This is a genomic window from Pseudomonas sp. URMO17WK12:I7 (assembly GCF_003269045.1).
Classification (GTDB): Bacteria; Pseudomonadota; Gammaproteobacteria; order Pseudomonadales; family Pseudomonadaceae; genus Aquipseudomonas; species Aquipseudomonas putida_J.
This window is the reverse complement of the sequence record NZ_QLTL01000018.1, coordinates 75,891-100,842: the sequence shown is the minus strand read 5'-3', so window position 1 is coordinate 100,842 and position 24,952 is coordinate 75,891. Positions and strand designations below refer to the sequence as shown.

The 24,952-nt window shown below is 64.8% G+C and carries 18 protein-coding genes; 9 read left to right on the top strand and 9 right to left on the bottom strand.

Annotated elements, in window-relative coordinates; genetic code table 11:
* Positions 1–7 precede the first annotated feature (7 nt).
* On the bottom strand, positions 8–1,501 hold the full coding sequence (locus H040_RS22710) for an aldehyde dehydrogenase family protein (protein WP_027916690.1): 1,494 nt from the start codon (positions 1,499–1,501) through the stop codon (positions 8–10).
* A 476-nt stretch (positions 1,502–1,977) separates the two neighbouring features.
* Here H040_RS22710 and peaA point away from each other — a divergent pair, with 476 nt between their 5' ends.
* From peaA to H040_RS22685, 5 genes are all read left to right on the top strand, one after another.
* Complete coding sequence (gene peaA, locus H040_RS22705) at positions 1,978–3,543, top strand: quinohemoprotein amine dehydrogenase subunit alpha (protein ID WP_027916689.1); 1,566 nt, start codon at positions 1,978–1,980, stop codon at positions 3,541–3,543.
* Positions 3,544–3,592: 49 nt separating this feature from the next.
* Positions 3,593–5,023, top strand: a complete 1,431-nt coding sequence (gene peaB / locus H040_RS22700; RefSeq protein ID WP_027916688.1) for a quinohemoprotein amine dehydrogenase maturation protein — start codon at positions 3,593–3,595, stop codon at positions 5,021–5,023.
* Between the two features lies 1 nt (position 5,024).
* The gene (qhpC, locus tag H040_RS22695) at positions 5,025–5,348 is read left to right on the top strand and encodes a quinohemoprotein amine dehydrogenase subunit gamma (RefSeq protein WP_027916687.1); all 324 of its coding nucleotides are present in this window, start codon (positions 5,025–5,027) and stop codon (positions 5,346–5,348) included.
* 32 nt (positions 5,349–5,380) lie between these two features.
* Entirely contained in the window at positions 5,381–6,502 is a 1,122-nt protein-coding gene (gene peaD / locus H040_RS22690) for a quinohemoprotein amine dehydrogenase subunit beta (RefSeq protein WP_027916686.1), read from the top strand.
* A 138-nt stretch (positions 6,503–6,640) separates the two neighbouring features.
* Entirely contained in the window at positions 6,641–8,314 is a 1,674-nt protein-coding gene (locus H040_RS22685; protein ID WP_027916685.1) for a fatty acid CoA ligase family protein, read from the top strand.
* 67 nt (positions 8,315–8,381) lie between these two features.
* Here the strand turns inward: H040_RS22685 and mobA are convergent, their stop codons facing one another.
* From mobA to H040_RS22670, 3 genes are all read right to left on the bottom strand, one after another.
* Positions 8,382–8,957 carry a molybdenum cofactor guanylyltransferase MobA gene (gene mobA / locus H040_RS22680; RefSeq protein WP_027916684.1) on the bottom strand — a complete coding sequence of 192 codons (576 nt, stop codon included), beginning with the start codon at positions 8,955–8,957 and terminating at the stop codon, positions 8,382–8,384.
* A gap of 61 nt (positions 8,958–9,018) precedes the next feature.
* Entirely contained in the window at positions 9,019–12,141 is a 3,123-nt protein-coding gene (locus H040_RS22675; RefSeq protein WP_027916683.1) for an efflux RND transporter permease subunit, read from the bottom strand.
* Positions 12,142–12,152: 11 nt separating this feature from the next.
* Positions 12,153–13,322: an efflux RND transporter periplasmic adaptor subunit gene (locus H040_RS22670; protein WP_027916682.1), complete on the bottom strand. Its 1,170-nt coding sequence runs from the start codon at positions 13,320–13,322 to the stop codon at positions 12,153–12,155.
* A 252-nt stretch (positions 13,323–13,574) separates the two neighbouring features.
* Here H040_RS22670 and H040_RS22665 point away from each other — a divergent pair, with 252 nt between their 5' ends.
* Both H040_RS22665 and H040_RS22660 read left to right on the top strand, forming a co-directional pair.
* Entirely contained in the window at positions 13,575–14,276 is a 702-nt protein-coding gene (locus H040_RS22665) for a response regulator transcription factor (protein WP_027916681.1), read from the top strand.
* A 6-nt stretch (positions 14,277–14,282) separates the two neighbouring features.
* On the top strand, positions 14,283–15,581 hold the full coding sequence (locus H040_RS22660; protein ID WP_027916680.1) for an ATP-binding protein: 1,299 nt from the start codon (positions 14,283–14,285) through the stop codon (positions 15,579–15,581).
* Here the strand turns inward: H040_RS22660 and H040_RS22655 are convergent.
* The 5 genes from H040_RS22655 to wecB form a co-directional block, all read right to left on the bottom strand.
* The gene (locus tag H040_RS22655; RefSeq protein ID WP_027916679.1) at positions 15,556–16,644 is read right to left on the bottom strand and encodes a GGDEF domain-containing protein; all 1,089 of its coding nucleotides are present in this window, start codon (positions 16,642–16,644) and stop codon (positions 15,556–15,558) included. The two genes, H040_RS22660 and H040_RS22655, sit on opposite strands and share 26 nt — an antisense overlap.
* A 124-nt stretch (positions 16,645–16,768) precedes the next feature.
* Positions 16,769–17,608: a DUF4434 family protein gene (locus H040_RS22650; protein ID WP_027916678.1), complete on the bottom strand. Its 840-nt coding sequence runs from the start codon at positions 17,606–17,608 to the stop codon at positions 16,769–16,771.
* Positions 17,608–20,610: a phage receptor gene (locus H040_RS22645; RefSeq protein WP_027916677.1), complete on the bottom strand. Its 3,003-nt coding sequence runs from the start codon at positions 20,608–20,610 to the stop codon at positions 17,608–17,610. Before H040_RS22645 ends, H040_RS22650 begins: the two co-directional genes overlap by 1 nt.
* Positions 20,607–22,781, bottom strand: a complete 2,175-nt coding sequence (nfrB, locus tag H040_RS22640; RefSeq protein WP_027916676.1) for a cyclic di-3',5'-guanylate-activated glycosyltransferase NfrB — start codon at positions 22,779–22,781, stop codon at positions 20,607–20,609. The genes H040_RS22645 and nfrB overlap by 4 nt, the downstream gene beginning before the upstream one ends.
* On the bottom strand, positions 22,778–23,932 hold the full coding sequence (gene wecB / locus H040_RS22635) for a non-hydrolyzing UDP-N-acetylglucosamine 2-epimerase (RefSeq protein WP_027916675.1): 1,155 nt from the start codon (positions 23,930–23,932) through the stop codon (positions 22,778–22,780). The genes nfrB and wecB overlap by 4 nt, the downstream gene beginning before the upstream one ends.
* Before the next feature lie 262 nt (positions 23,933–24,194).
* Here wecB and H040_RS27380 point away from each other — a divergent pair, with 262 nt between their 5' ends.
* The gene (locus tag H040_RS27380) at positions 24,195–24,353 is read left to right on the top strand and encodes a hypothetical protein (RefSeq protein ID WP_155954350.1); all 159 of its coding nucleotides are present in this window, start codon (positions 24,195–24,197) and stop codon (positions 24,351–24,353) included.
* A 67-nt stretch (positions 24,354–24,420) separates the two neighbouring features.
* Positions 24,421–24,852 carry a PACE efflux transporter gene (locus H040_RS22625; protein ID WP_027916674.1) on the top strand — a complete coding sequence of 144 codons (432 nt, stop codon included), beginning with the start codon at positions 24,421–24,423 and terminating at the stop codon, positions 24,850–24,852.
* Positions 24,853–24,952 lie beyond the last annotated feature (100 nt).

Sequence of the window (24,952 nt, the reverse complement as noted above, 5' to 3'; positions counted from 1 at the left end):
CTTTAAATCAGAGCTTGATCAGCACCGATTTGAGCTCGGTGTAGTGCTCGATGGCTGCAGCGCCCATCTCACGGCCGACACCGGACATCTTGTAGCCACCAAACGGCAGCGCCGGGTCCAGCGCGCTGTGGCAGTTGACCCACACCGACCCCGACTTGATGCGCGGAATCATCCGGTGTACTGCCGCCAGGTCGTTGGACCAGATGCTCGCGCCCAGGCCATAAGGGTTGTCGTTGGCCATGCCGATCACTTCGTCGATGTCGTCGAACGGCATCGCCACCAGAACCGGCCCGAAGATCTCTTCCTGTACCAGGCGATGGCGCTGGTCGACGTCGACGATCACCGTCGGTTTGACGAAGTAACCCGGGCCGAACCCTTCACCGCCACAGGCGATGGTCGCCCCCAGTTCACGGCCGAGCTCGATGTAGCCGGTGACCCGGTCCTGCTGCTTGGCCGAGATCAGCGGCCCCATCTGTACCGCTGGGTCCAGGCCGCTGCCGAGCTTCATGCCGTTGGCAATGCCGGCGATGTCGGCCACCACGTTGTCGAAGTGCTTGCGGTGCACATACAGGCGCGAGCCTGCGCAGCACACCTGGCCCTGGTTGAAGAAGATCGCCGTGGCGGCGCCGGCGGCGGCTTCCTGCAGGTTGGCGTCGGGCATGATGATGGTCGGCGACTTGCCGCCGAGCTCCAGGGTGACGCGGGTCATGTTGTCCATGGCCGCCTTGCCGATCAGCTTGCCCACTTCGGTGGAGCCGGTGAAGGTCAGCTTGTCCACGCCTGGGTGGCGGCTCAGCGCTGCGCCGGCGTTCAGGCCGGTGCCGGTGATGACGTTGAACACCCCGGCCGGGTAGCCTGCCTCGTCTACCAGCTCAGCCAGCTTGAGCGCCGTCAGCGGGGTTTCGTCGGCGGGCTTGAGCACCACGGTGCAGCCGGTGGCCAGGGCTGGGCCGAGCTTCCAGCAGGCCAGCAGCAGCGGGAAGTTCCAGGCGACGATGGCACCGACCACCCCGACGGCCTCGCGGCGCACGAAGCCATGGAACTGGTCGTTGGGCATCAACGGCATGGACGCTTCGACGGTGCTACCCTCGATCTTGGTGGCCCAGCCGGCCATGTAGCGCAGGAAGTCGATGGCCAGCTGCACGTCCATGACCTTGGCCACCGCAGCGCTCTTGCCATTGTTCAAGCATTCCAGCTCGGCCAGCTGCTGGGCGTCGCGCTCCATCAGGTCGGCCAGGCGCCACAGCAGGTTCTGCCGCTCGCGCGGGCGCACGCGGCTCCACGGCGAGTCATCGAAGGCCTGGCGGGCGGCGCGTACGGCGCGGTCGACGTCTTGCTGCTCGGCGGCGGGCACTTCACCGAGGACTTCACCCGTGGCCGGGTTGCGCAAGGACAGCGTGCGACCGCTGGCGGCGTCCTGCCAGTCGGCGCCGATGCGCATCTTCAGCGTGCGTTCGAGGAAGGCGCGGGTGGCGGGCAGGATGGGCAGTTCGGAAAGCATGGGGCTGTGCCTCTTGTCATTGGATGTGGCCGGTACAGGCGCAATGGCCGTGCCAAGGTCGGTCGATGGCCGCAAGGCGCTGAACTACATGGGTTTTGCCACGTTGCAAGGTTGAGATTGCAGGCGTGCGCTGTTGCACATTGAGACAGTGTGAGACGGTGATGAAACAGTGGCTGTGCCGGCCTCTACGCGGGCACTGTGTTGAGCCGTGGCCATGCGCTTTTCCTGTGGGAGCTGGCTTGCCTGCGATGGCCTGCGCAGCAGGCCCTGTCTCAGGATGAAACACGCTGTCGCGAAATGGCACGCTCCGGCTAGCCCGGCAACGCATCAGGCTGCCCCTTCAGGCCAGCTAAAAGCCTGAAATACAACGCCTTTGCAGCACTTGGCACAGTTTCTGTATCACAACCGTCACAAGCACACCTGCTGTACCAAAGCGTGTGAAAAACGATAAGAACAACAACCGTGGAGGTCTGACCTTGAAGACGACTCGACTCCGGCGGCAGGCGGGCAAACTGGCGCTGGTCGCCGCCGCACTGCTGGGCACCCAGGCCATGGCGGCCGAGCAGGGCCCGAGCCTGTTGCAGAACAAGTGCATGGGGTGCCATATCCCCGAGGGCAACGATACCTACAGCCGCATCAGCCACCAGCGCAAGACCCCGGAAGGCTGGCTGATGAGCATCGCCCGCATGCAAGTCATGCATGGCCTGCAAATCAGCGACGATGACCGACGTACCCTGGTCAAGTACCTGGCCGACAAGCAGGGCCTGGCGCCAAGCGAGACCGATGGCGTGCGCTACGCCATGGAGCGCCGGCTCAACACTGTCGAGCACTTCGACACCCAGCTCAGCGAAACCTGTGGCCGTTGCCACTCCGGTGCCCGTGTCGCCTTGCAGCGCCGCCCGGCGCAGGAGTGGGAACACCTGATCAACTTCCACCTCGGCCAATGGCCATCCCTCGAATACCAGGCCCAGGCGCGTGACCGCGACTGGCTGGAAATCGCCCTCAAGCAAGTGGTCCCGAACCTGGCCAAGCGCTTCCCGCTGGAAAGCCCGGCCTGGGCCGAGTGGCAGCAGGCCAAGCCGACCGCCGACGCGCTGCCGGGGCAGTGGGCGTTCAGCGGCCACATGCTGGCCAAGGGCGATGTGCGCGGGGTGATGACGGTCAGTGCCGAGCAGGGCGATACCTTCAAGGTCGAGGTCAAAGGCAGCTACGCCGACGGTACCCCGTTCAACGGCACTGGCACGGCCATTCTCTACAACGGCTATGAGTGGCGCGGCAACGTACAGGTCGGCGACAGCAACCTGCGCCAGGTGTTCGCTGCGCTGGATGGCGAAATGAAAGGCCGCATGTTCGAAGCCGATCACGACGAGCGTGGCCTGGACTTCACCGCAGCCAAAGAAGGCAAGGCGCGCTTGCTGGCGGTTCAGCCTGAGTTCATCAAGGCCGGGGGCGAAAGCGAGATCACCCTGGTCGGCACCGGCCTGGCCGGCAAGCCTGAACTGGGGGCTGGTGTGGAGGTGACCGAGGTGCTGGAGCAGACCCCGACCCTGGTGCGCGTGAAGGCCCGCGCTGCGGCAGATGCCAAGCCTGGCCAGCGCGAGGTCACGGTCGGTGCGCTCAAGGGCGTCAACCTGGCGGTCTACGACAAGGTCGAGGAAGTGAAGGTGGTGCCGGCGTTCTCCATTGCCCGTATCGGCGAGAACGGCGCTTCGGTACCCAAGGTCCAGGGCCGTTTCGAAGCCGAAGCCTGGGGCAAGGACGCCAGCGGCCAGCCACTGCGTATCGGCTATCTGCCGGCTACCTGGGCGGTGGAACCCTTCAACGAGCGTGCTGGTGAAGACGAGGACGTCAAGTTCGCCGGGCAGATGCAGGCCGATGGCGTGTTCGTACCCGGCGGTGCCGGCCCCAACCCTGAGCGCAAGATGATGACCAACAACGCCGGCAACCTGAAAGTCATCGCCACGCTGGCCGACGGTGGCCAGACTGGCGAAGGGCACATGATCGTCACCGTTCAGCGCTGGAACAACCCGCCGCTGCCATAACGGCAGGGCATAACGGTTTTTCCAACGGATCGATTATCGGGAGGTCGCCATGGGCGTACTACTGAACCTGGTCGAGCGCAACCTGCACGAAGTGCAGGTCGATGCCAACCGCATGCTGTTCCATATTCCCAGCAGTTCGCTGTTTGCCACCGATGCGGTGACAGGCAGCATCATCGATACTTTGCGCCAGCAAGGCTGCTCGGCCGAGGAGCTGATGCAGCGCCTTGGCCAGCAGTTTGCCGGCGATGATATCCAGGACACCCTGCGCGAGCTGATCGCGCTGGAACTGGTCAGCGACGGCTCGCCGCTGACCCCGGAAATCGCCCTCAAGCAGGTCGAGCGCACAGCGCTGAACACCGTGGTGCTCAACGTCAACACCGGTTGCAACCTCAGCTGCACCTACTGCTACAAGGAAGACCTGGACAAACCGTCCGCCGGCAAGAAGATGAGCACCGCCACCGCCGAAGCCTCGGTGGAGATGCTGCTCAAGGAGTCGCCCAACGAGCAACGCTACAGCGTGGTGTTCTTCGGTGGCGAGCCGCTGTCCAACCGGCCGCTGATCGAGCACATGGTCGCCTACTGCGAGCGGCGCTTCGCCGAAGCCGGCAAGCAGGTGGAGTTCATCATGACCACCAACGCGACCCTGCTCACCGAAGAGATCATCGACTGGCTCAACGCCCACCGCTTCGGTTTGTCGATCAGCATCGACGGCCCGAAGACCGTGCACGACCGCAACCGTATCACCGTGGGCGGGCAGGGCACCTATGACGTGGTGCGGCGCAAGGCCGACCTGCTGCTGTCGCGCTACACCAGCCGCCCGGTGGGGGCGCGGGTCACGCTGACCCGTGGCATCACCGACGTCGAAACCATCTGGAACCACCTGTTCAACGAAATGGGCTTCGCCGAAGTCGGCTTTGCCCCGGTCACTTCCGGCGACATGGCCGACTTCAACCTCACCAGCGAAGAGCTGGTGCAGGTGTTCACCAACATGAAGGCACTTGGCCGCAAGTACCTGGAGGCGGCGCTGGAGCACCGCAATATCGGCTTCTCCAACCTGCACCAGCTGATCACCGACATCCACGAAGGCCACAAGAAGGCCCTGCCGTGCGGTGCCGGGCTGAAGATGCTGGCCGTGGACCACGAGGGCGAGCTGAACCTGTGCCACCGCTTCACCGGCTCTAGCCTGCCAACCTTCGGCAACGTGCACCAGGGGGTGAAGCAGGCTCAGCTCAACGACTTCCTGTCCCAGCGCCTGGACCGCAGCAACACCGGCTGCGAAAGCTGCCGCATCCGTAACCTGTGCTCCGGCGGCTGCTACCACGAGAGCTACGCCCGCTACGGCGACCCGCAGCACCCGACCTACCACTACTGCGAGCTGATGCGCGACTGGGTCGATTTCGGCATCGAAGTCTACAGCCGCATCATGGCCGCCAACCCGGCCTTCATCGACCACTACATCACCCCGCGGAAGGCGCACTGACATGAAGCACTTGAAGCCCCTGAACAACAAGGCGCGCATCCTCGAGCAGGCCGCCGCCGAAGACCGCGTCGAAGAAGTCATGGCCATGAGCGCGGTGGCTGGTTGCACCGCCACCACCGACCCGGGTTGGGAAGTGGACGCCTTTGGTGGCGTCAGCTCGCTGTGCCAGCCGATGGAAGCCGACCTTTATGGTTGTTCCGACCCTTGCTGGTGGCCGGCCCAGGTGCCGGACATGATGAGCACCTACCAGGACTGGAACGCCCAGGCGAACAACTCCCAGGAAGACTGGCGCAACCTCGGCACCGTGTTCCCGAAAGACAAGTGACCGGCCCAACAAGAATGACAAGGGGAAACCGCATGAAAGCTGGACGCTGCGCGCAACTTGCGCTGACCATCGCCGCCACGGCCTGCGCCTGGGCGGTACAGGCCGACGATGCCGGGCCGGCCCTCAAGGCTGGCCAGGAATACCTGATCACCACCAACTACCCGAACAACCTGCACGTCATCGACGTGGCCAGCGACACGCTGTACAAAAGCTGCCAGATGCCCGACAAGTTCGGCCCCGGCACCGCGATGATGGCGCCGGACAACCGCACCGCCTACGTGCTCAACAACCACTATGCCGACATCTACGGCATCGACCTGGACACCTGCAAGACCACTTTCCACGCCAACCTCTCCAGCGTGCCGGGCGAAGTCGGCAAGTCGATGTACTCGTTCGCCCTGAGCCCCGATGGCAAAGAGGTGTACGCCACGGTCAACCCGACCCAGCACCTGAACGACCACTATGTGGTCAAACCACCGCGCCTGGAGGTGTACAGCACCGCAGATGGCCTGGAGGCCAAGCCGGTGCGTACCTTCCCGATGCCGCGCCAGGTCTACCTGATGCGCGCCGCCGACGACGGCAGCCTGTTCGTCGCCGGGCCGGACATCTACAAGATGGACGTCAAGACCGGCAAGTACACGGTGGCGCTGCCGCTGCGCAACTGGAACCGCAAGGGCTACAGCGCCCCGGATGTGCTGTACTTCTGGCCGCACCAGAGCCCGCGCCACGAGTTCTCGATGCTCTACACCATCGCCAAGTTCAAAGACGCCAAGCAGGACCCGAACGAGGCCGAGCTGCTGTATGGCTACCTGAGTGTCGACCTCAAGACCGGCAAGACCCACACCCAGGAGTTCGCCGACCTGACCGAGCTGTACTTCACCGGCCTGCGTTCACCGAAAGATCCGAACCAGATCTACGGTGTGCTCAACCGCCTGGCCAAGTACGACATCAAGCAGCGCAAGCTGATCAAGGCGGCTAATCTGGAGCACACCTATTACTGCGTGACCTTCGACAAGAAGGGCGACAAGTTGTACCTGGGCGGTACCTTCAACGACTTGGCGGTGTTCGACCCTCAGACGCTGGAGAAGGTGAAGAACATCAAGTTGCCGGGGGGGGACATGTCCACCACCACGCCGCAGGTGTTCGTAAGGTAGTTCAGTGCAGGACCCTTCGCGGGTAAACCCGCTCCCACAGTTACGGCGCTGTTTTCGAATACTGTGGTGATCTTGTGGGAGCGGTTTTACCCGCGAAGAGGCCGGTTCTATCAACACAAGAACAACAAGAGAATGCCGATGTCTCAGCCAAGCTACTCCCAGGGCAACCAGACCAAGGCCCTGCTCAGCCAATGCATCGGCGATGCCTTCGACACCACCGTCGCCCGCTTCCCCGAGCGCGATGCGCTGGTGGTCCGCCACCAGGCCCTGCGCTACACCTGGCAGCAGCTGGCCGACGCCGTCGACCAGCACGCCCGCGCACTCATGGCCCTGGGCGTACAACCCGGCGACCGCTTGGGCATCTGGGCGCCCAACTGCGCCGAATGGTGCATCACCCAGTTTGCCAGCGCCAAGGTCGGCGCGATCCTGGTCAACATCAACCCGGCTTACCGTTCCAGTGAGCTGGACTACGCGCTCGGCCAGTCCGGCTGCCGCTGGGTGATCTGTGCCGACGCCTTCAAGGCTTCCGATTACCACGCCATGCTGCTGGGCCTGGTCCCGGGCCTGCTAAACGGTCAGCCCGGTGCCTTGGGCTGCGAGCGCTTCCCCGAACTGCGCGGTGTGGTCAGCCTGGCGGTGTCACCGCCGCCCGGCTTCCTCGCCTGGCATGAATTGCAAGCCCGCGCCCAGTCCGTCAGCCCTGCTGCCTTGGCCGAGCGCCAGGCGCAATTGCGCTGCGACGACCCGATCAACATCCAGTACACCTCCGGTACCACTGGCTTCCCCAAGGGCGCCACGCTCAGCCACAGCAACATCCTCAACAACGGCTACATGGTCGGCGAAAGCCTGGGCCTGACCGAGCATGACCGCCTGGTCGTACCGGTACCGCTGTACCACTGCTTCGGCATGGTCATGGCCAACCTCGGTTGCATGACCCACGGCAGCACGCTGATCTACCCGAATGACGCCTTCGACCCGCTGGCGACCCTGCGCGCCGTGGCCGAGGAAAAGGCCACCGCCCTGTATGGCGTACCGACCATGTTCATCGCCGAGCTGGATCACCCGCAGCGCGGCGACTTCGACCTGTCGAGCCTGCGCACCGGGATCATGGCCGGCGCCACTTGCCCCATCGAAGTGATGCGCCGGGTAATCGGCGAAATGCACATGGCCGAGGTGCAGATTGCCTACGGCATGACCGAAACCAGCCCGGTGTCGCTGCAGACGGGCCCCGACGACGACCTGGAGCGCCGCGTGACCAGCGTTGGGCGCACACAGCCTCTGCTGGAGAACAAGGTGATCGATGCCGACGGCAATACGGTGCCGCGTGGCGAGATCGGCGAGCTGTGCACCCGCGGCTACAGCGTGATGCTTGGCTACTGGAACAACCCCAAGGCCACCGCCGAGAGCATCGACAGTGACGGCTGGATGCACACCGGCGACCTGGCGGTGATGGACGAGCAGGGCTACGTGCGCATCGTTGGGCGCAGCAAGGACATGATCATTCGCGGCGGCGAGAACATCTACCCACGGGAGCTGGAGGAGTTCTTCTTCACCCACCCGGCGGTGGCCGATGTGCAGGTGATTGGCGTGCCGTGCAGCAAGTATGGCGAGGAGATCGTCGCCTGGGTACGCCTGCACCCGGGGCACATCGCGAGCGCGGACGAGCTGCGCGAGTGGGCGAAGGCGCGGATCGCGCACTTCAAGGTGCCCAGGTATTTCCGCTTTGTCGACGAATTCCCGATGACGGTGACCGGCAAGGTGCAGAAGTTCAGGATGCGCGAGATCAGTATCGAGGAACTGACCAATGGCTAACTGCATTGCGCCGCTGCGCGATCTTTTAACTGCATGGTGCCGCTCCTACATCGACCGCGTCACGTATTTAGTCGAGCAGCAACTCCGGGCTATTGAAATTGCTCAACCTGCGATCATCCCCGGCACACTCAAACCCCTGCACGGCCTCCCGCAGCAAGGCCTTCTGCAAACTCCGCTCACCCGCTGCCCAGGCCTGCTCCAGCACCGGCAGCACGCGGCGTGGTAATACACTGAACATCGGCTGCCAATACCCACCCTGTCGCACCATCGCGGCACTGTTCCCGTCGATAGCCCGTTGCCTGAGCGCATCGATCAGGCCTTGGTCAACCAACGGCGCATCGCACGCCAGCAGCACCACCCATTCATGCCTGGCCACTTGTAGCCCGGCAATCACACCGGCCAGTGGCCCTGGATAGTCCGCTTCGGCATCCCCCACCAGTTGGTCGGCATAAGCGGCATACGCCTGCTGGTTGCGGTTACAGGAAATCACCAGGTCATCGCTGAGCGGCCGCACGGTACGGTGGATATGCGCAACCAAGGGCTCGCCGCGCCATTGCATCAGGCCTTTGTCACGCCCGCCCATGCGCTGGCCGCGGCCACCGGCGAGGATCAGAACGGAGCAGGGGGGCAGGGCATCAGGCATGAAAAAGGGTTCCGGGCAGTCAATGCCTGGAACCCTCTCATTCAACGCCCGGCTTGTCCAGTCAGGCTTCGCCGGCTTGCGCCTGTTCGGCCTTGGTACGGCCGCGCCCGGCCAGACGCATCACCACCACGAAGAACACCGGCACGAACACCACCGCCAGCGTGGCACTGAGCATGCCGCCGATCACCCCGGTACCGATCGCCTGCTGGCTAGCGGAGCTGGCGCCGGTGGCAATGGCCAGTGGCACCACGCCGAGGATGAACGCCAGCGAGGTCATGACGATCGGCCGCAGGCGCAGGCGTGCGGCCTGAAGTGCTGCGTCAGCGGCGTCCACGCCCTGGTCGACCAGGTGTTTGGCGAATTCGATGATCAGGATGGCGTTCTTCGCCGACAGGCCGATCAGGGTAATCAGGCCGACCTTGAAGAACACATCGTTGGGCATGCCGCGCAAGGTTACGGCCAGCACCGCGCCGAGCACGCCGAGCGGCACCACCAGCAGCACCGCGGTAGGGATCGACCAGCTTTCGTACAGCGCTGCCAGGCACAGGAACACCACCAGCAACGACAGCGCCATCAGCAGCGGCGCCTGGCTGCCGGACAGGCGCTCCTGCAGCGACAGGCCAGTCCATTCCAGGCCAGCACCGGCCGGCAGTTGTGCGACCAGGCGCTCGATTTCGGCCATGGCCTCGCCCGAGCTGTGGCCGGCCGCCGGCTCGCCGGAAATCGACACCGCCGGGTAGCCGTTGTAGCGGGTCAGTTGCACCGGGCCGCTGACCCACTTGGCCTGGACGAAGGCACCCAGGGGTACCATCTTGCCGCTATTGTTGCGCACGTGGATTTTCAGCAGGTCCTCGACCTGGCTGCGCTGGTCGCCTTCGGCCTGCACCACCACCCGCTGCATGCGGCCCTGGTTGGGGAAGTCGTTGACGTAGCTGGAGCCCACTGCAACATCCAGCACCGAGCCGATGTCGGCGAACGACACGCCCAGGGCATTGGCCTGGCGGCGGTCGATTTCCAGTTGCACCTGCGGGCTCTCCGCCAGCGAAGACTCACGCACGTTGGCCAGCACCTTGCTCTTCTGTGCGCCGGCCAGCAGCTCGTCGCGGGCGGCCATCAGCGCTTCATGGCCCATGCCACCGCGGTCCTGCAGGCGCAATTCGAAGCCGGTCGATTCGCCCAGGCCGTCGATTGGTGGTGGCAGCACCGAATAGGCCACGGCGTCCTTGAGCTGGGTGAAGGCCATGGTGGCCCGGTCGGCGATCGATTGCGCGCTGTCATCGGTGCCGCGCTCGGACCAGTCCTTGAGCGTGGTGAAAGCCAGCGCGGCGTTCTGGCCGCTGCCCGAGAAGCTGAAGCCAAGGATCAACGTGGTGTTGCCCACCCCCGGCTCCTCGGCGTTGTGCGCCTCGATTTGCGCCGCCACCTGCTCGGTGCGCATGCGGCTGGCGCCCGGCGGCAGCTGGATATCGGTGATGGTGTAGCCCTGGTCTTCGGTGGGCAGGAACGCCGTGGGCAGCTGGCTGAAGCCATAACCCAGCACCGCCAGCAGCACGCCATACACCAGCAGGTAGCGGCCGCTGCGCTTGAGCGCCCGCAGCACCCAGCGCTGGTAGCCGTTGCTCATGCTTTCGAAGCGGCGGTTGAACCAGCCGAAGAAGCCCTTGCGCTCATGGTGCTCACCCTTGGCCAATGGCTTGAGCAAGGTGGCGCACAGCGCCGGGGTCAGGCTCAGGGCGAGGAAGGCCGAGAACAGGATCGACACCGCCATCGACAGCGAGAACTGCTGGTAGATCACCCCCACCGAGCCTTTCATGAAGGCCATGGGCAGGAACACGGCCACCAGCACCAGGGTTATGCCGACGATGGCGCCGCTGATCTGGCCCATGGCCTTGCGCGTGGCCTCCTTGGGCGGCAGGCCTTCCTCGGCCATGATCCGCTCGACGTTCTCCACCACCACGATGGCGTCGTCGACCAGGATGCCGATGGCCAGGACCATGCCGAACAGGGTCAGCACGTTGACCGAGAAGCCCATGGCCAGCATCACAGCGAAGGTGCCCATCAGCGCCACAGGCACCACCAGGGTCGGGATCAGCGTGTAGCGCAGGTTCTGCAGGAACAGGAACATCACCGCAAACACCAGCAACATGGCCTCGAACAGGGTGCTGATGACTTGCTGGATCGACACCTTGACGAACGGCGAGGTGTCGTAGGGGATGTCGTACTTGACGCCTTCGGGGAAGTAGCGCGACAGCTCCTGCATCTTCGCCCGCACCAGGGTGGCGGTTTCCATGGCGTTGGCCCCTGGCGCCAGCTGCACGCTGAAGGCGGTGGCCGGCTTGCCGTTCAGGCGCGTGCCGTACTGGTACTCCTGGGCGCCGACCTCGACCCGGGCGACATCGCCGACGGTGACGCTGGAGCCATCCGGGTTGGCACGCAGGACGATGGCGGCGAATTCCTCGGGCGTGCTCAGTTGGCCCTTGACCACCACGTTGGCGGTGATTTCCTGAGTGCTGCGGGCGGGCAGGTCGCCGATGCTGCCGGGGGCGACCTGGGCGTTCTGTGCGGCGATGGCCTCGGCCACGTCGTTGGGCGTGAGGTTGAAACCGATCAGCTTGCTTGGGTCGATCCAGATGCGCATGGCGCGTTCGGAGCCATACAGCTGCGCCTTGCCGACACCCTTGAGGCGGCGGATTTCGTTCATCACATTGCGCGCAAGGATGTCGGACAGCGCGGTTTCATCGAGGCTGCCGTCCTCGGCGGTGAGGGTGCCGAGCAGCAGGAACCCGGTGGACACCTTCTCTACCTGCAGGCCTTGCTGGGTCACCTGGCGCGGCAGGCGCGACTCGACCACCTTGAGGCGGTTCTGCACGTCCACCTGGGCCAGGTCTGGGTGGGTGCCTGGCTCGAAGGTGGCGGTGATGGTGGCGCTACCCAGGCTGCTCTGCGACGAGAAGTACAACAGGTTGTCGGCGCCATTGAGCTCCTGCTCGATCAGGCTGACCACGCTTTCGTCCAGGGTCGCTGCCGAGGCGCCCGGGTACACGGCATAGATCTCCACCTGCGGCGGCGCCACGTTGGGGTACTGCGCCACCGGCAGCTGGGGGATCGCCAGGGCGCCGGCGAGCAGGATGAACAGTGCGACGACCCAGGCGAAGATCGGGCGGTCGATGAAGAACTGCGGCATGGATCAGGCCCTCACTGGCCGGTGTGCTGGACGATGGGCTGGGCGGCGGGGTCGACCTGGACCTGGTCGCCTGCCTTGACGTGCTGCAGGCCTTCGACCACCACCCGTTCGCCGGGCGCCAGCCCCTCGCTGACCAGCCAGCGGTCACCCTGGACGCTGCCCAGTACCACCTGGCGTTCGCTGACGCGCGCCTGAGCATCGACCACCAGCACCTTCGGCACCCCGGCGCTGTCACGCAGGATGGCCCGCTGCGGCACGCTCAAGCCTTTGGGTTGCACGGCCTGCTCCAGGCGCACGCGCACGTAGCTGCCCGGCAGCAGGTCGAGGTCCGGGTTGGGGAACTCGCTGCGCAGGGTGATCTGGTTGGTGCTCGGGTCGACACTGATGTCGGAGAACAGCAGCTTGCCCGGCAGCGGGTAGGCGCTGCCATCGTCCTGAATCAGGGTGGCGCGGGCCTGGCCTTCGCCGGCCTGCTGCAGTTCACCGGCGCGTAGCGCACGGCGCAGGGCGTTGAGCTCGCGGGTCGACTGGGTCACGTCGGCGTGAATCGGGTCGAGCTGCTGGATGGTCGCCAGCGGCGTGGTTTCGTTCTGCCCGACCAGTGCACCTTCGGTGACCAGGGCGCGGCCGATGCGCCCGGATATCGGCGCGGTGACGGTGGCGTAACCAAGGTTCAGGCGGGCGCGTTCCAGCGCGGCCTTGGCTTCGGCAACGGCCGCGTCGGCCTGCAGGAAGGCGGCGCGGGCGTTGTCGTATTCCTGGCGGCTGACGGCCTTGTCGTCCACCAGCTGGCGGTAGCGTTGCTCTCGCAGGCGCGCCTGGTACAGCGTGGCCTCGGCCTTGGCCAAGGTCGCGCGGGCACTGTCGTGGTCGGCCTTGAACGGCGCCGGGTCGATGAGGAACAGCACATCGCCCTGTTTGACGTCGCTGCCTTCCCGATACACCCGTTTGAGCACCACGCCAGCGACGCGCGCACGCACTTCTGCCGTGCGCGGCGCCAGGATGCGCCCGCTCAGCTCGGTACTGATGGCCAGGGGCTGCAGTTGCAGCGTCTCGACCCGGACCTGGGGAACGGGCTGTTTTTCTTCCTGCTCAGCCGAATCGTCGCAACCGGCCAGGGACAGAGCAAGCAGCGCCACGAGCGCCAGGGGGCGCAGGCGCGGGGGGAGGGTAATAGGCATACGGATCTTCCGATGATGACCTGCGTATCCTAAGGCAACCGTTCCTCGGGTGGCTGTTAACACCTGTAGGGCCTGTGTGAAAAAGTGTTAAGAACAGTCCTACCGGTTTGTGGGTTTCTATATTCTGCAGGTATCTGTGCCGACTTCTTCGTGGGTGGGCCTGCTCCCACAGGTGCAGTACAGCATTCTGTGGGAGTGGGCTTGCCCGCGAAGAGGCCGGTGACGCTCCCCTCCATTTTTCCAGCAGCCCCTATGCCTAACATTCTCCTGGTCGAAGACGACAGCGCGCTGTCCGAGCTGATCGCCAGTTACCTGCAACGCAACGATTTCCATGTCCGGGTGATTGCCCGGGGCGACCACGTGCTGGATGCCTTTCGGCAGGACAACCCCGACCTGGTGATTCTCGACCTGATGCTCCCTGGCATCGATGGTTTGCAACTGTGCCGCCTGCTGCGCCAGGAATCCCAGAGCCTGCCGATCCTGATGCTGACGGCCCGCGACGACAGCCACGACCAGGTACTGGGCCTTGAGATGGGTGCCGACGACTACGTGACCAAGCCTTGCGAACCGCGGGTACTGCTGGCCCGTGTGCGCACCTTGTTGCGCCGCAGCAGCGTCAACGAGCCGCGCCTGGACAACCACCAGATCCTCATCGGCGGCTTGCGCATCGACCTCGCCGAGCGCCTGGTCAGCTGGCGCGGCGATGAAGTGGAGCTGTCCAGCGGTGAATACAACCTGCTGGTGGTGCTGGCACGCAATGCCGGTGTGGTGCTCAGTCGCGACCGTATCCTGCAGCAACTGCGCGGTATCGAGTTCAACGGCACCGACCGCTCGGTGGACGTGGCTATTTCCAAGCTGCGCCGCAAGTTTGACGACAGTGCCGGTGAGGCGCGCAAGATCAAGACCGTGTGGGGCAAGGGTTACCTGTTCAGCCGCGTCGAGTGGGAGTGCTGACCGAGCATGCTGAAAATCCTGGTGCGCCTGTATCTGGTGATCATCGTGGCCTACGCCGGCGCGCTGTTGTTGATCCCTGACACCATCGTCGGCCTGTTCCACGAGCGGTTCATGGCCTACAACCTGGATCAGGCCAAGGGCGTGCAGTCGCTGATCGTCCGCCAGTTCCGCCAGGTGCCGCGCGAACAGTGGCCGGCGGTGGAGCAGGACCTGGCCAAGTTGTTCGCGCCGTTGCAAGTCAACCTGCTGCGTAACGACCAGGCCGGCCTGAGCCCGTCGGAGCAGGCGCGCCTGGAGCATGGCCAGTACGCTGTACGCATCGGCGACTGGGGCTATTACGAAACGGTGCTGGCGCCTCTGGACAAGGATTGGCTGGTGAGCCTGCATTCACCGCCGGACCCGCTGGATATCAACGTGCTGTCCTGGGGCGTGACAGTGCTGATCGGTGCGGCCATGCTCGGCTGCCTGCTGCTGTGGGTATGGCCGCACTGGCGCGACCTGGAGCGCCTGAAGGAAACCGCCCGGCGCTTGGGCCAGGGGCAGATGGCCGAGCGCACGCACATTTCGGCGCATTCGAACATCGGTGAGCTGGCAGGGGTGTTCGACACCATGGCCAGCGACCTTGAACGCCACGTCAATCAACAGCGCGAGCTGCTCAACGCGGTATCCCACGAGCTGCGCACGCCGCTGACCCGGCTGGATTTCGGCCTGGTGCTGCTGTTTGACGAGGTGCCTGCGGCCAGCCGCAAGCGCCTGCTGGAGCTGGTCGGGCATGTGCGCGAGCTGGACGAGCTGGTGCTTGAGCTACTGTCGTACAGCCGCTTGTATAACGCCGACCAGGCCCGCGAACGGGTCGAGGTGTCGTTGCTGGAGCTGGTCGACAGTGTGCTCGGCGGGTTTGCCGAAGAACTGGATACACGAGGTATCCAGTGGGAGGTGCAGGCCGAGGGCAATCTACCTCGTTTCGTGCTGGACCCACGCCTGACCGCTCGGGCGGTGCAGAACCTGGTGCGCAATGCCATGCGTTATTGCGATGAAAGCCTGTTGCTCAGGTTGCGCCTGGAGGCAGACGGCGCCTGCCTGTTGACCGTGGAGGACGACGGCATCGGCATTCCGGTGGAGGAGCGCGAGCGGATCTTCCAGCCCTTCTACCGGCTGGACCGCAGCCGTGACCGCAACACGGGTGGGTTTGGCCTGGGGCTGGCGATCAGCCGCCGGGCGATCGAAGGGCAGGGCGGGACGCTGACGGTGGCGCAATCCGCCTTGGGCGGGGCACAGTTCAGGATTCACCTGCCAGCTGGCTAGTCCACAGCACGAAGCGGTCCTTGCCACGGTGCTTGGCCGCGTACAGTGCCTGGTCGGCCTTGACCAGCGCCATGGTCAGGGTGTCAGCAGCGTCCACCTGGGCCAGGCCGATGCTGATAGTCACCGGGTGCGCGCCCTGGTCTTCCCGTACACGCTTGCACAAGCTGCCGACTTCTCGCTCGGCCGTTTGCTGGTCCAGGCCCTGGAAGAAGATCGCAAACTCCTCGCCGCCGAGCCTGGCGAACTCATGCGCTCCCATCGATGCCTTGATGTGCAGCGCCACACGCTTGAGCACTTCATCGCCAATGTCATGCCCGAAGCGGTCGTTGACTTTCTTGAAGTTGTCGATGTCGATCATCGCCAGGTATTGCCCAGCCCCCTGTTGCAACTGGCGTTCGGCCTTGGTCATGAACGAGCGGCGATTGGGGATTTCGGTCAGCACGTCGACATAGGCCTGTTCGAGCAGCAGCTTGGACATGTAGAAGTTGTGCAGCTTGGCCTGGCGCATCTGCAGGTAGCTGTAGGTCACCAGGCCGCTGAGGAACACGGCATAGCTCAACAGCATCGCGGCTTCGAGGTCGTCCAGGTCGATATTGGTGCGGTAGAACGGGTTGAGCATGGCCCAGGTGATGGCCATGGCGCAGAAGAACGACCAGCGTCGTACCGGCAACACCGAGACGCTGTACAGCACGGTAGAGGTGCCCAGCACCAGCCAGACCGGGCGCAGGGCGATCGGGATGCCTTCGATGATCAGGCGCATGCCCAGGGTGATGATGGCAATGAACAGCAAGTTGAGCACGTCGAAGTGGTGGGCTTTGCGGGTGAAACCGAGGACCACCGTGAGGCTGCACAGCAGCCCAATGAACAGGCCGGACAACCACGTGAAGCCCTGGTTGCCCAAGTAGCTGACGATGAGGTCGAAGATCAGCCAGACCGTGATGCTGAGGCAGAAGATGAGCTGGCAGAAGCGTCGGGACTGGTCGAATTCATGCTGGCGGAACTCGGCGCGCAGGGCAGCGGGGGCGACTTGCTTGCGTACGTGCTCTTCGATGGTCTTGTACATCGGTGGGCTCCTGGGAGTACTGCTTGGCCAGGCCCGGCCGCTTCGCGGGTAAACCCGCTCCTACAGAGACCGCACAGAGTTCTGTGGGAGCGGGTTTACCCGCGAAGAGGCCGGGCCTGGCGACTCAATTCTGTGGCAACACACCTTTGGCCCAGGGGCGGTAACGCAAGGCAAATACCGCCTCGGCATGGCACCCGCCATTGAGCTTCGGCTCGGCAGGCTCGGCCCTGAACGCCTGGCCCGCGCTGCTCACCTGGCGAAACGCCTCGCGCACCACACCCACCCGGCATGGCAGCGCCTGCTCGTAGTTCTGACGCACCAGCTGCGGCAACCGCCCGGTGCCAGCACCGTCCTGCCACCACACCGTCAAGCCCAGCCCGGCCAGTTGATCCAGCCAGGCGCCATTGACCCGCGGTGCCAGCTTGCCAGCACTGAACGCGCTGATGTGCAGCGGTTTGTCCAGCCGCCGGTTGAATGCCTGCAACTGGCTGTACAACGCCTCGCGGCGCCCGGCATCGCGAAAGTGCAGGTCGTCCAGTTCCATTGGCAGGTACCAGCCGCTGACGGGCAGCTGCCAGTGCTGGCGAAGTTGTTGGTACTGGCTAAGCGAGCGGCCCAGCTGCGACTTCCAGTAGTTGCCCAGGCCATCACCGTCCAGTTCCTCGATGCGCTGGTAGTAGGCCGGGTCCAGGTACAGCCCGAGTACCAGCTCCAGGCCTTGGGCGTGGGCCTCGCGCAGGCTGTTGGCCAGCCAGCCCTGCGCGCCGCCGAAATCACTGTCGCCGTAGGCACTCCACTGCACGATCAGGGTCTTGCCCCCCTGTGCCTTGGTGGCGCGCCATAACTGCTGCCATTGCGCCGGCGTCACGGCTTCATCGCGGTTGAGCGGCTGATAGAACAGGCGCTGGTCGGCCATGGCCGGCAGGCACAGGGCGAGCATGCAGATTGCCAGGAGCGTACGCATCAGAAGGTCATCTCCGCGCCAACCAGCACGCCATTGGCGCTTTTGTAGAGGTTGCCACCCAGCGACTGCTGATACTCGGCGCGCACCTTCAGCGAGCCGCGGTAGGCGTTGTAGCGGTCATCGTCGAACCACCATTGCCAGCGCACGCCGACCCCGGCACGGGCGTCCTGGCGCCAGTCGTTGCTCGGGTCCTGGCTGGAGAACTCGAAGAAGCCGTACGGCATGAGCGTCTGTGGCGAGTTGCCGGGCAGCTTCCAGGCATGGCCCTGTTGGTAGCGCGACAGCCAGGCGTGGTCGCCTGCGCGGGTCCACCAGGCGGCGTCGAGGTAGAGGAAGCGCTCGTTCCAGTCGTCCTCGTCGACCCGCCAGTCATTGCGCCAGTCGCCTTGGTCAAGGAACGAGGCAGTGGCCCGCAGCAGCAGGTCGTTGCTGGATTCGGCATGGTGGCGCAGGTCACCCCAGTTGCCGCCGACCTTGGCAGGGCTCAGCAGCTCGCCGAGGCTCAGGCCGCTGTAGTGGTCGTCGTCGATCTGCCGTTGGTGATACAGCTCGGCATACAGGTTGAGGTTGGCCTGGCCGAGCGGCTTGTAGCGCAGGCCGAGGCCGGTGCCCATGCTTTGCGCATAGTCGGTGCGGCTCTGGCCGCCGAACAGCACCCGGCCGTAGACCGACAAGGTGCTGCCGTTGCGGCTGGGCTCCTCGCCCAGGGCGTGGTCCCACATGGCCAGCTGCACGTTCTGCGATTGCGCGCGCCGTGAAGTGCCGCTGCGCTGGCCATTGTCGAGGAACTTGTCGTTGGTCGAGGTGCCGGCGGGTGACCAGGTGCTGGCCAGGGTGATGGTGTCGCGCCGTGACAGGCTTTCGTGGGCGCGGCGCTGGCGGTACTTGCGGGCTTCGAGGCTGCCGTATTCGTCGTCGGCATCGACCAGATTTTCTTCCACGTCGATTACCCGGCGCAGCTCGCGCCGTGCGGCGGCGCTGTTCTCGGCTTCGTCGTAGCGCAGGGCGAGGGTTTCGCCCAGGCGATAGTCTTCGGGGAAGTCGTGGGTGGCGCGTTCCAGATAGGGGATCGACTGGCGGCGCTGGGCCAGGTCCTGCGAGCCTGCCAGGCGCATGCCGTAGTCGGCACGATAGCGTGGCTGATCGGGCGCCAGGCGCACGGCCTCGGCCAGCCAAGCGGTGCTCTGCGCGCTGTCGCCGGCTGACTGGGCGGTACTGGCGGCCGCGTAGTAATGATCGGCTCGCGGGTTGTGCGCCAGGGCCTGGCGCTGGAAGCCCAGGGCTGCTTGCAGGTCGCCCTGACGTTGCGCAATGGCGGCGCCCAGCGCCCAGTCATCGGCACTGTGGTGCGTGGCGGCGTCCCAGTAGCGGCGGGCGGCATTGGCGTCACCGGCATTCAGAGCGCCGCGTGCGGCCGTCAGGCGTGCGTTGTCGTTCCAGGCACTGGCCGGCAGGCTGCGCCAGATCGGCAGGGCCGCTTCGGAATCGCCAGCGGCTTCCAGGGCATAGGCCAGGGGCAGGCGGTTGCCGCCGCCGCCCAGGCGCTCGGCCGCCTGGTAGTAGACCACCGCCTCGCCGGGGCGGTCGGGCATGGCGCAGCGGCCCAGGGCACGAAACTGGCCAGCTTCGCTCGGGTTTGCCGGTATCGACTGGCGCACAGCATCGCACTGGCCGTTTTCAGCCAAACGACCGAGGAGCTGTGCGCGGGCATTGGCGTCGACCCTGGGGATCAGCTCAAGCAGGCGCCGGCTGTTGAACGGGCCATCATTGCGCGCGTAGAGGTTGGCCAGGCGCTGCAGCAGCGAAGGGGTCAGGCGCCCTTGGCGGCGGTCATAGGCCTGCTCCAGCAATGTGCGGGCATGTTCATTCCGGCCTTGTTGCAGCAAGAGGAACGTCGTTTGCTCCAGCGCCGCCAGGTCACCGCTCTGGCGGTAGCGTTTTTCCCATTCGGCGGCCGTGCGCGGTTGTGGCGGCTGCACCGGGTCGCCATACAGGCGTTGCTTGAGTACCGCATACGCACGCGGATCGGCGTTGGCGGGGCAACCTTTGAACTGCTCACGGGCGACCTCCGGGTCGTGGCGCGACAGCCAATCGACCGTTTCCAGGCAGGGGCGCTGCAGTTCGTTGCTCAGCTGGCGTACCAGCTGTGCATCGTCCCCCTCGCGGGCCAGCTCCCACAGTTGCTGGCGTTGCTCGGGTTGCTGCAGTTGTTCGGTCGGCAGTTGCTGCAGCCAGCGCTGCGCCAGCTGGTTATGGCCGACGGCGATGGCACGGTGGGCCATGGCCAGGCGCGTCTGGTTGGCGGCTTCGGTTGACGGAGCGCTTTGCAGCAGTTTTGTCAGGCCCTTTTCGTCCACCTGCTGGACATAGGCATTGGCCAGCCGCTGCCAGTCTTCAGGCGGCAATTGGCCCTTGTCGGCCAGTGGCTGGAGTTGTTCGATGGTTTCTTTCCAGTTGCGCAGTTGCTCGGCAAAGTTGGCGCGGGCCAGGCGCAGCACCTGGCCATCGTCGCGTGGCGGCAGCTGGCTGAGCCAGTCCAGGGCTTTGCCGGCACCGCCGAACTTGGCCAGGCTCAGGCTGTAGGCTTGCCACAGGCGTACCCGCTGCATGCCGTCGGCGCCGGCCAGCCAGTCTTCCACCTGGCTGGCCGCTGGCGGGTCCTGCTCGATCCAGGTCAGGCGCAGCTCCAGCAGGGCGTTGGCGTATTCGGGGCCGTCGCCGAGCTGCTCGGCCATGGCTTCGGCCTCCTTGTAGCGGCGCTGGTGGGCAAGGGCCTCGACCAGCAACGCACGGGCTTCATCGTTGTTCGGCACACGCGTGAGGACATGGCGGGTCAGGCGTTCGACTTCGGCCCAGTTGTCTTTCTTCGCTTCGCGGTAGCTGCGCTCCATGAACGGGTAGCTGGTGAAGCGCTGGAATTCGGTCATCGGCGCTGCCTGGGTGGCCAGCGCGGTGGAGCACAGCAGCAGGCCGGAAAGAGTCAGGGACAGACGCGGCTTCATGCCACCTCCCGGGTCAGGTCAAAGGCTGCCTGCTGTTCGCTGGCCTGTTCGGCGAGGGCCTGTTGCAGCACCTCCTCGGTAATGATGCCGCGGGCGATCAGGTGCTCGCCGAGGCTCTGGCGTTCGGGGTCGAAATCGATCAGTGCCTGGTTGAACAGGGTGACCGGGACCATGCCGCGCACCTGCAGCAGCGCGCCGAGCATGACCTGGTGCTGGCTGACCCGTTCGAGCAGGTCGGCATCGTCCTGGTGCCGCTCCAGCACGGTCAGCATGTCGTGGGTTTCGGGCTTTTGCCAGGGGCTCGGGTAGTGATAGCGCAAGCCCAGCGTGACCCGGCCCTGGGGCGCCAGGCGGCAGCTGACCGGGCGTTTCAGCTGGCGGCTGATCACCCCCAGCGATACCTGGCTGACCGGGCTTTCGCTGGCCAGCACCAGGGTGTTGCCGTCTTCGGCGACCGGCAGCACGCCATAGTGCGTGGCCAACCGGCGAGGCAGCAGGGCGATCAACTGAGGGTCGAGCTTGAATGGGTTGAGCGGTGCCCAGGGCAGGTCGAGCTGTTCGGCCAGCGTTTCTACAAGCTGCTCGCTGTTCAGCCAGCCCCGCAGCAGCAATTCTCGGCCCAGGCGCCGGCGTACCGGGCTGGTGATCGCCTGCTCCAGCTGTTGTTCGGTGATGTAGCCCTTTTCCACCAGGCGATGGCCCAGCGGCGTACGCGCAGGCGAAGTGAGGGCTGGGAATTCGTGGGTGGTCTTGTCCCACGCCACCCGCCGCGAGTCGCCCATTTCCATGACTTGGCGCAGGGCACGCAGGTTGGCGAAGAAGTTGACGAAGTTGCTCCACATCATCCGTGGTGCCGACAGCAGGCCCTCGAAGATGCCGTAGTAGCGGGTGACGAACCAGCCGCGCTGGAAGAGGCGGTTGACCAGCATCAGGCCGTTGAGCCAGAGCAGGGTGGTGAGCAGCTGGCTGTCGCTGAGGATCGACATGAAACGCCAGGAATCCGGGGCAATCACGGTCACCAGCCACATGGCCAGCAGCACCAGTAGCAACAGGTTGACCAGGAAGCTCAGCAGGTAGGCGAACAGCCCCCGGCGGTCGCGCCAGAGGAAGTAGTTGAGCGCGCCGGTGCGGCTCCAGCCAAGGTTGCTGGTGCCCTGGAACACGATGCCGACGATCCACCGCGACTTCTGCCGGATGGCGTGCTGCCAGTCACGCGGGAAGTGCTCGCGCACGCAGATCACCTGGGCGAACTCGCGGCTCATGCCCGGGCGCCACTCATGCTTGAGGGCCAGCGCCGGGTCGCTGATGGAGTAGCGGGCAAAGATACACTTCATGCCCTTTTGCTTCAGGCGAAAGCCGATGTCGTAGTCTTCGGTCAGGCTCTGGACGTCGAAGGCGATGCCATCGCCGTCCTCGAGCAGGGCGCTGATGGCGCGCCGGCTGAAGCAGGTGCCGACACCGGCACTGGGCACCTGGCCGGTCAGGGCCTCGCGCACGATCACGTCCTTGCCGTGATTTTCGGCGAACTCGTCGACGTAGTGCCCAGCGGTAAAGCCTTTCCATTCCGGCGCGTAGGGGTACACCGGGATCTGGATCATGTCCTTGCTCGGCAGCAAGTAGTTGAACAGGCGCAGTTCCATGGGCGAGATCACGTCTTCGGCGTCATGCAGGATGAAACCGGCGAATTCGATACGGGCATCGTCCTGGAAGCGCAGGATGGCGTCGATGATGTTGTTCAGGCAATCGGCCTTGCTGGTGGGGCCGGGGCGCGCGCAGACCACTTTGTGTACGTTGGGGTAATGCAGGCACACGGCGTCGACGTCGGCCTGGGTCTGCGGGTCGTTGGGGTAGGTGCCGACGAAGATCTGGTAGTTTTCGTAATCGATGGTCGAGGCCGCCAGGCGCGCCATTTCGCCGACCACGCCCACCTCGTTCCAGGCCGGGACCATGATTGCCAAGGGTTTTTCCGGTACTTCGAACAGGCGTTTCTCATCGGCCCTTTCGTGCTTGTCGTAGATGCGAAAACGGCGGATCAGCTTGCGGCCCCAGTAGCACAGGTCGATGAACAGGTCGTCAAGGCCAAGCAGGAACATCAGCGAGGCGAGGATGATCGCGAGGATCTTCAGGCCGAACAGCACATAGGTGAGGAAGTCGACAAACGCCAGGCTCATGCGTCGCCTCGCTCGGCGGCGGTTTCCTCGAGCCAGCGGCTCAGGCGTGTGGCGATGATTTCGCTGGCATGCCCGTCACCGAAGGGGGTGAAGACCCTCGCCATGCGCTGATACGCCTCGGGGTCGTCGAGTAGCTGGCTGGTTTCCTTGACGATTCGTTCGGTGCGCGTGCCAACCAGTTTCACCGTGCCGCCCTCCAGCACCGAAGGGCGTTCGGTGACCTTGCGCAGCACCAGCACCGGTTTGCCCAGCGCCGGGGCTTCTTCCTGGACGCCGCCGGAGTCGGTGAGAATGATGTAGGCGCGGTTCATCAGCCAGACGAAATGCTGATAGTCCTGGGGCGCCACCAGGTGGATGTTGCCGTGCCCGGAAAGCAGGCCGTAGACCGCTTTCTGCACCTGCGGGTTGAGGTGCACCGGGTAGACAAACTGCACGTCGGGGTAACGCAGGGCCAGTTCGGCCAGGGCCAGGCAGATGCGCTCGAAGCCTGCGCCGAAGTTCTCCCGACGATGGCCGGTGATCAGCACCATGCGCTGGTCGGCATGCAGCGTGTGCAGCGGCGAATCGGCGGCGGGCTGCCATGCGCTTTGCGTGAGGTACTCGCGCATCCATAGCAGTGCATCGATGACGGTGTTGCCGGTGACCTCGATCTGCTCCACGGGCACGCCTTCGCGCAGCAGGTTGTCGCGGGCCTTGGTGGTGGGCGCGAAATGCAGGTCGGCAATGACCCCGGTCAGGCGCCGGTTGGCTTCCTCCGGCCAGGGTTGCTGCAGGTTGCCGGTGCGCAGCCCGGCCTCGACATGGGCGATGGGGATATGCCGATGAAATGCGGCAAGGCCAGCAATGAAACTGGTGGTGGTGTCGCCGTGAACCAGCACGATATCGGGCTTGACCTGTTCGTAGGCCTGGTCGAGCTTGCCCAACAGGTCGCGGGCCAGGCCGTTGAGGGTCTGGTTCTGGGTCATGACCTTGAGGTCCTGGTCGACGCTCAGGCCAAAGGCGGTGAGTACCTGTTCGAGCATTTCGCGGTGCTGCCCGGTGGAGCAGATGTGCAGATCGACCTCGGGCCATTCGCGCAAGACGCGGGCCAGCGGGGCCATCTTGATCGCTTCGGGGCGCGTGCCGAAAACCATCATGACGGAGTTCGCCATAGTCTTGTTCCTCGTTCGATTCCCTGGACGAAGTGGGTCGACTTGTCGCCGCTTGCAAGTGATTAGATACAAGCAGCTGGATGCGGGGTTGTCCAATGGGTGAGGAGTTCGGCGCGACAAGCCCAGCGCCTGTGAGACCGAGCGCCGCCCGCGCGGCGCAGCGCGGATAAATCCGCTCCCACATCTGTTTCGGGCCAGTTGTTGCTGTCAGTCCATCGCTGTCCGCCTTGGTGCATCACTGTAGACCGATGGAGCAGCGTCAATGCCCACCGAGATGTATCGCCGTGCCAACGAGGCGGGCCCTGTTGGCCTCACAGGCGTGACGGGCCCGAAACAGATGTGGGAGCGGATTTATCCGCGCTGCGCCGCGCGGGCGGCGCTCGATCTGCGCACCATCGCAAAACCCAAGGCGGGCACCTGACCGAACAACCTTTTTCTTCAAGCATTCATCTTGTACTTTGTCAGGCCGTATCTCGATGGAGCTCAACATGCAAGGCAAGGCACGCAAGATCGTCCAGGCCATTCTCTACGAAGCCATCGCCGTGGCCTGCGTGGCGCCGGCGCTGGAACTGGCGTTTGGCGCCGGCATGGCGCAGTCGACCGTGCTGTCGATCCTGATGTCGGGCATCGCCATGAGCTGGAACATGGGCTACAACTGGGCCTTCGAGCGCTGGGAAGCACGCCAGCAGCAACGCGAGCGCACCTTTATGCGGCGCCTGCTGCATGCCTTGGGCTTCGAGGGCGGGCTGGTGCTTATCTTGTTGCCACTGGTGGCGTACTGGCTGGATGTCAGCCTGTGGGCGGCGCTGCTCACCAACCTGGCACTCTTCGTGTTCTTCTTCGTCTATGCCTTTGTGTTCCAGTGGGGCTTCGACAAGGTCTTCGACGTGCCGCTGTCGGCGCAGCAAGCCAAGTGTTGACTTGGCCAAGCCAGGCGGGATAACTTCGCTACCCATGAAAACCTTCCAGCACGTCAACGCCATTATTATTACCGCCATTATCAGTTTGGCGGGCTAGCGC

What these genes read in the sequence shown, in the direction of transcription:
- H040_RS22710 (WP_027916690.1), bottom strand. Translation starts at nt 1,501, where the DNA reads ATGCTTTCCGAACTGCCCATCCTGCCCGCCACCCGCGCCTTCCTCGAA.
- H040_RS22675 (WP_027916683.1), bottom strand. Translation starts at nt 12,141, where the DNA reads ATGCCGCAGTTCTTCATCGACCGCCCGATCTTCGCCTGGGTCGTCGCA.
- H040_RS22655 (WP_027916679.1), bottom strand. Translation starts at nt 16,644, where the DNA reads ATGTACAAGACCATCGAAGAGCACGTACGCAAGCAAGTCGCCCCCGCT.
- H040_RS22685 (WP_027916685.1), top strand. Translation starts at nt 6,641, where the DNA reads ATGTCTCAGCCAAGCTACTCCCAGGGCAACCAGACCAAGGCCCTGCTC.
- H040_RS22645 (WP_027916677.1), bottom strand. Translation starts at nt 20,610, where the DNA reads ATGAAGCCGCGTCTGTCCCTGACTCTTTCCGGCCTGCTGCTGTGCTCC.
- H040_RS22670 (WP_027916682.1), bottom strand. Translation starts at nt 13,322, where the DNA reads ATGCCTATTACCCTCCCCCCGCGCCTGCGCCCCCTGGCGCTCGTGGCG.
- wecB (WP_027916675.1), bottom strand. Translation starts at nt 23,932, where the DNA reads ATGGCGAACTCCGTCATGATGGTTTTCGGCACGCGCCCCGAAGCGATC.
- qhpC (WP_027916687.1), top strand. Translation starts at nt 5,025, where the DNA reads ATGAAGCACTTGAAGCCCCTGAACAACAAGGCGCGCATCCTCGAGCAG.
- nfrB (WP_027916676.1), bottom strand. Translation starts at nt 22,781, where the DNA reads ATGAGCCTGGCGTTTGTCGACTTCCTCACCTATGTGCTGTTCGGCCTG.
- H040_RS22665 (WP_027916681.1), top strand. Translation starts at nt 13,575, where the DNA reads ATGCCTAACATTCTCCTGGTCGAAGACGACAGCGCGCTGTCCGAGCTG.
- mobA (WP_027916684.1), bottom strand. Translation starts at nt 8,957, where the DNA reads ATGCCTGATGCCCTGCCCCCCTGCTCCGTTCTGATCCTCGCCGGTGGC.
- H040_RS22660 (WP_027916680.1), top strand. Translation starts at nt 14,283, where the DNA reads ATGCTGAAAATCCTGGTGCGCCTGTATCTGGTGATCATCGTGGCCTAC.
- H040_RS22650 (WP_027916678.1), bottom strand. Translation starts at nt 17,608, where the DNA reads ATGCGTACGCTCCTGGCAATCTGCATGCTCGCCCTGTGCCTGCCGGCC.
- H040_RS27380 (WP_155954350.1), top strand. Translation starts at nt 24,195, where the DNA reads ATGCCCACCGAGATGTATCGCCGTGCCAACGAGGCGGGCCCTGTTGGC.
- peaB (WP_027916688.1), top strand. Translation starts at nt 3,593, where the DNA reads ATGGGCGTACTACTGAACCTGGTCGAGCGCAACCTGCACGAAGTGCAG.
- peaD (WP_027916686.1), top strand. Translation starts at nt 5,381, where the DNA reads ATGAAAGCTGGACGCTGCGCGCAACTTGCGCTGACCATCGCCGCCACG.
- H040_RS22625 (WP_027916674.1), top strand. Translation starts at nt 24,421, where the DNA reads ATGCAAGGCAAGGCACGCAAGATCGTCCAGGCCATTCTCTACGAAGCC.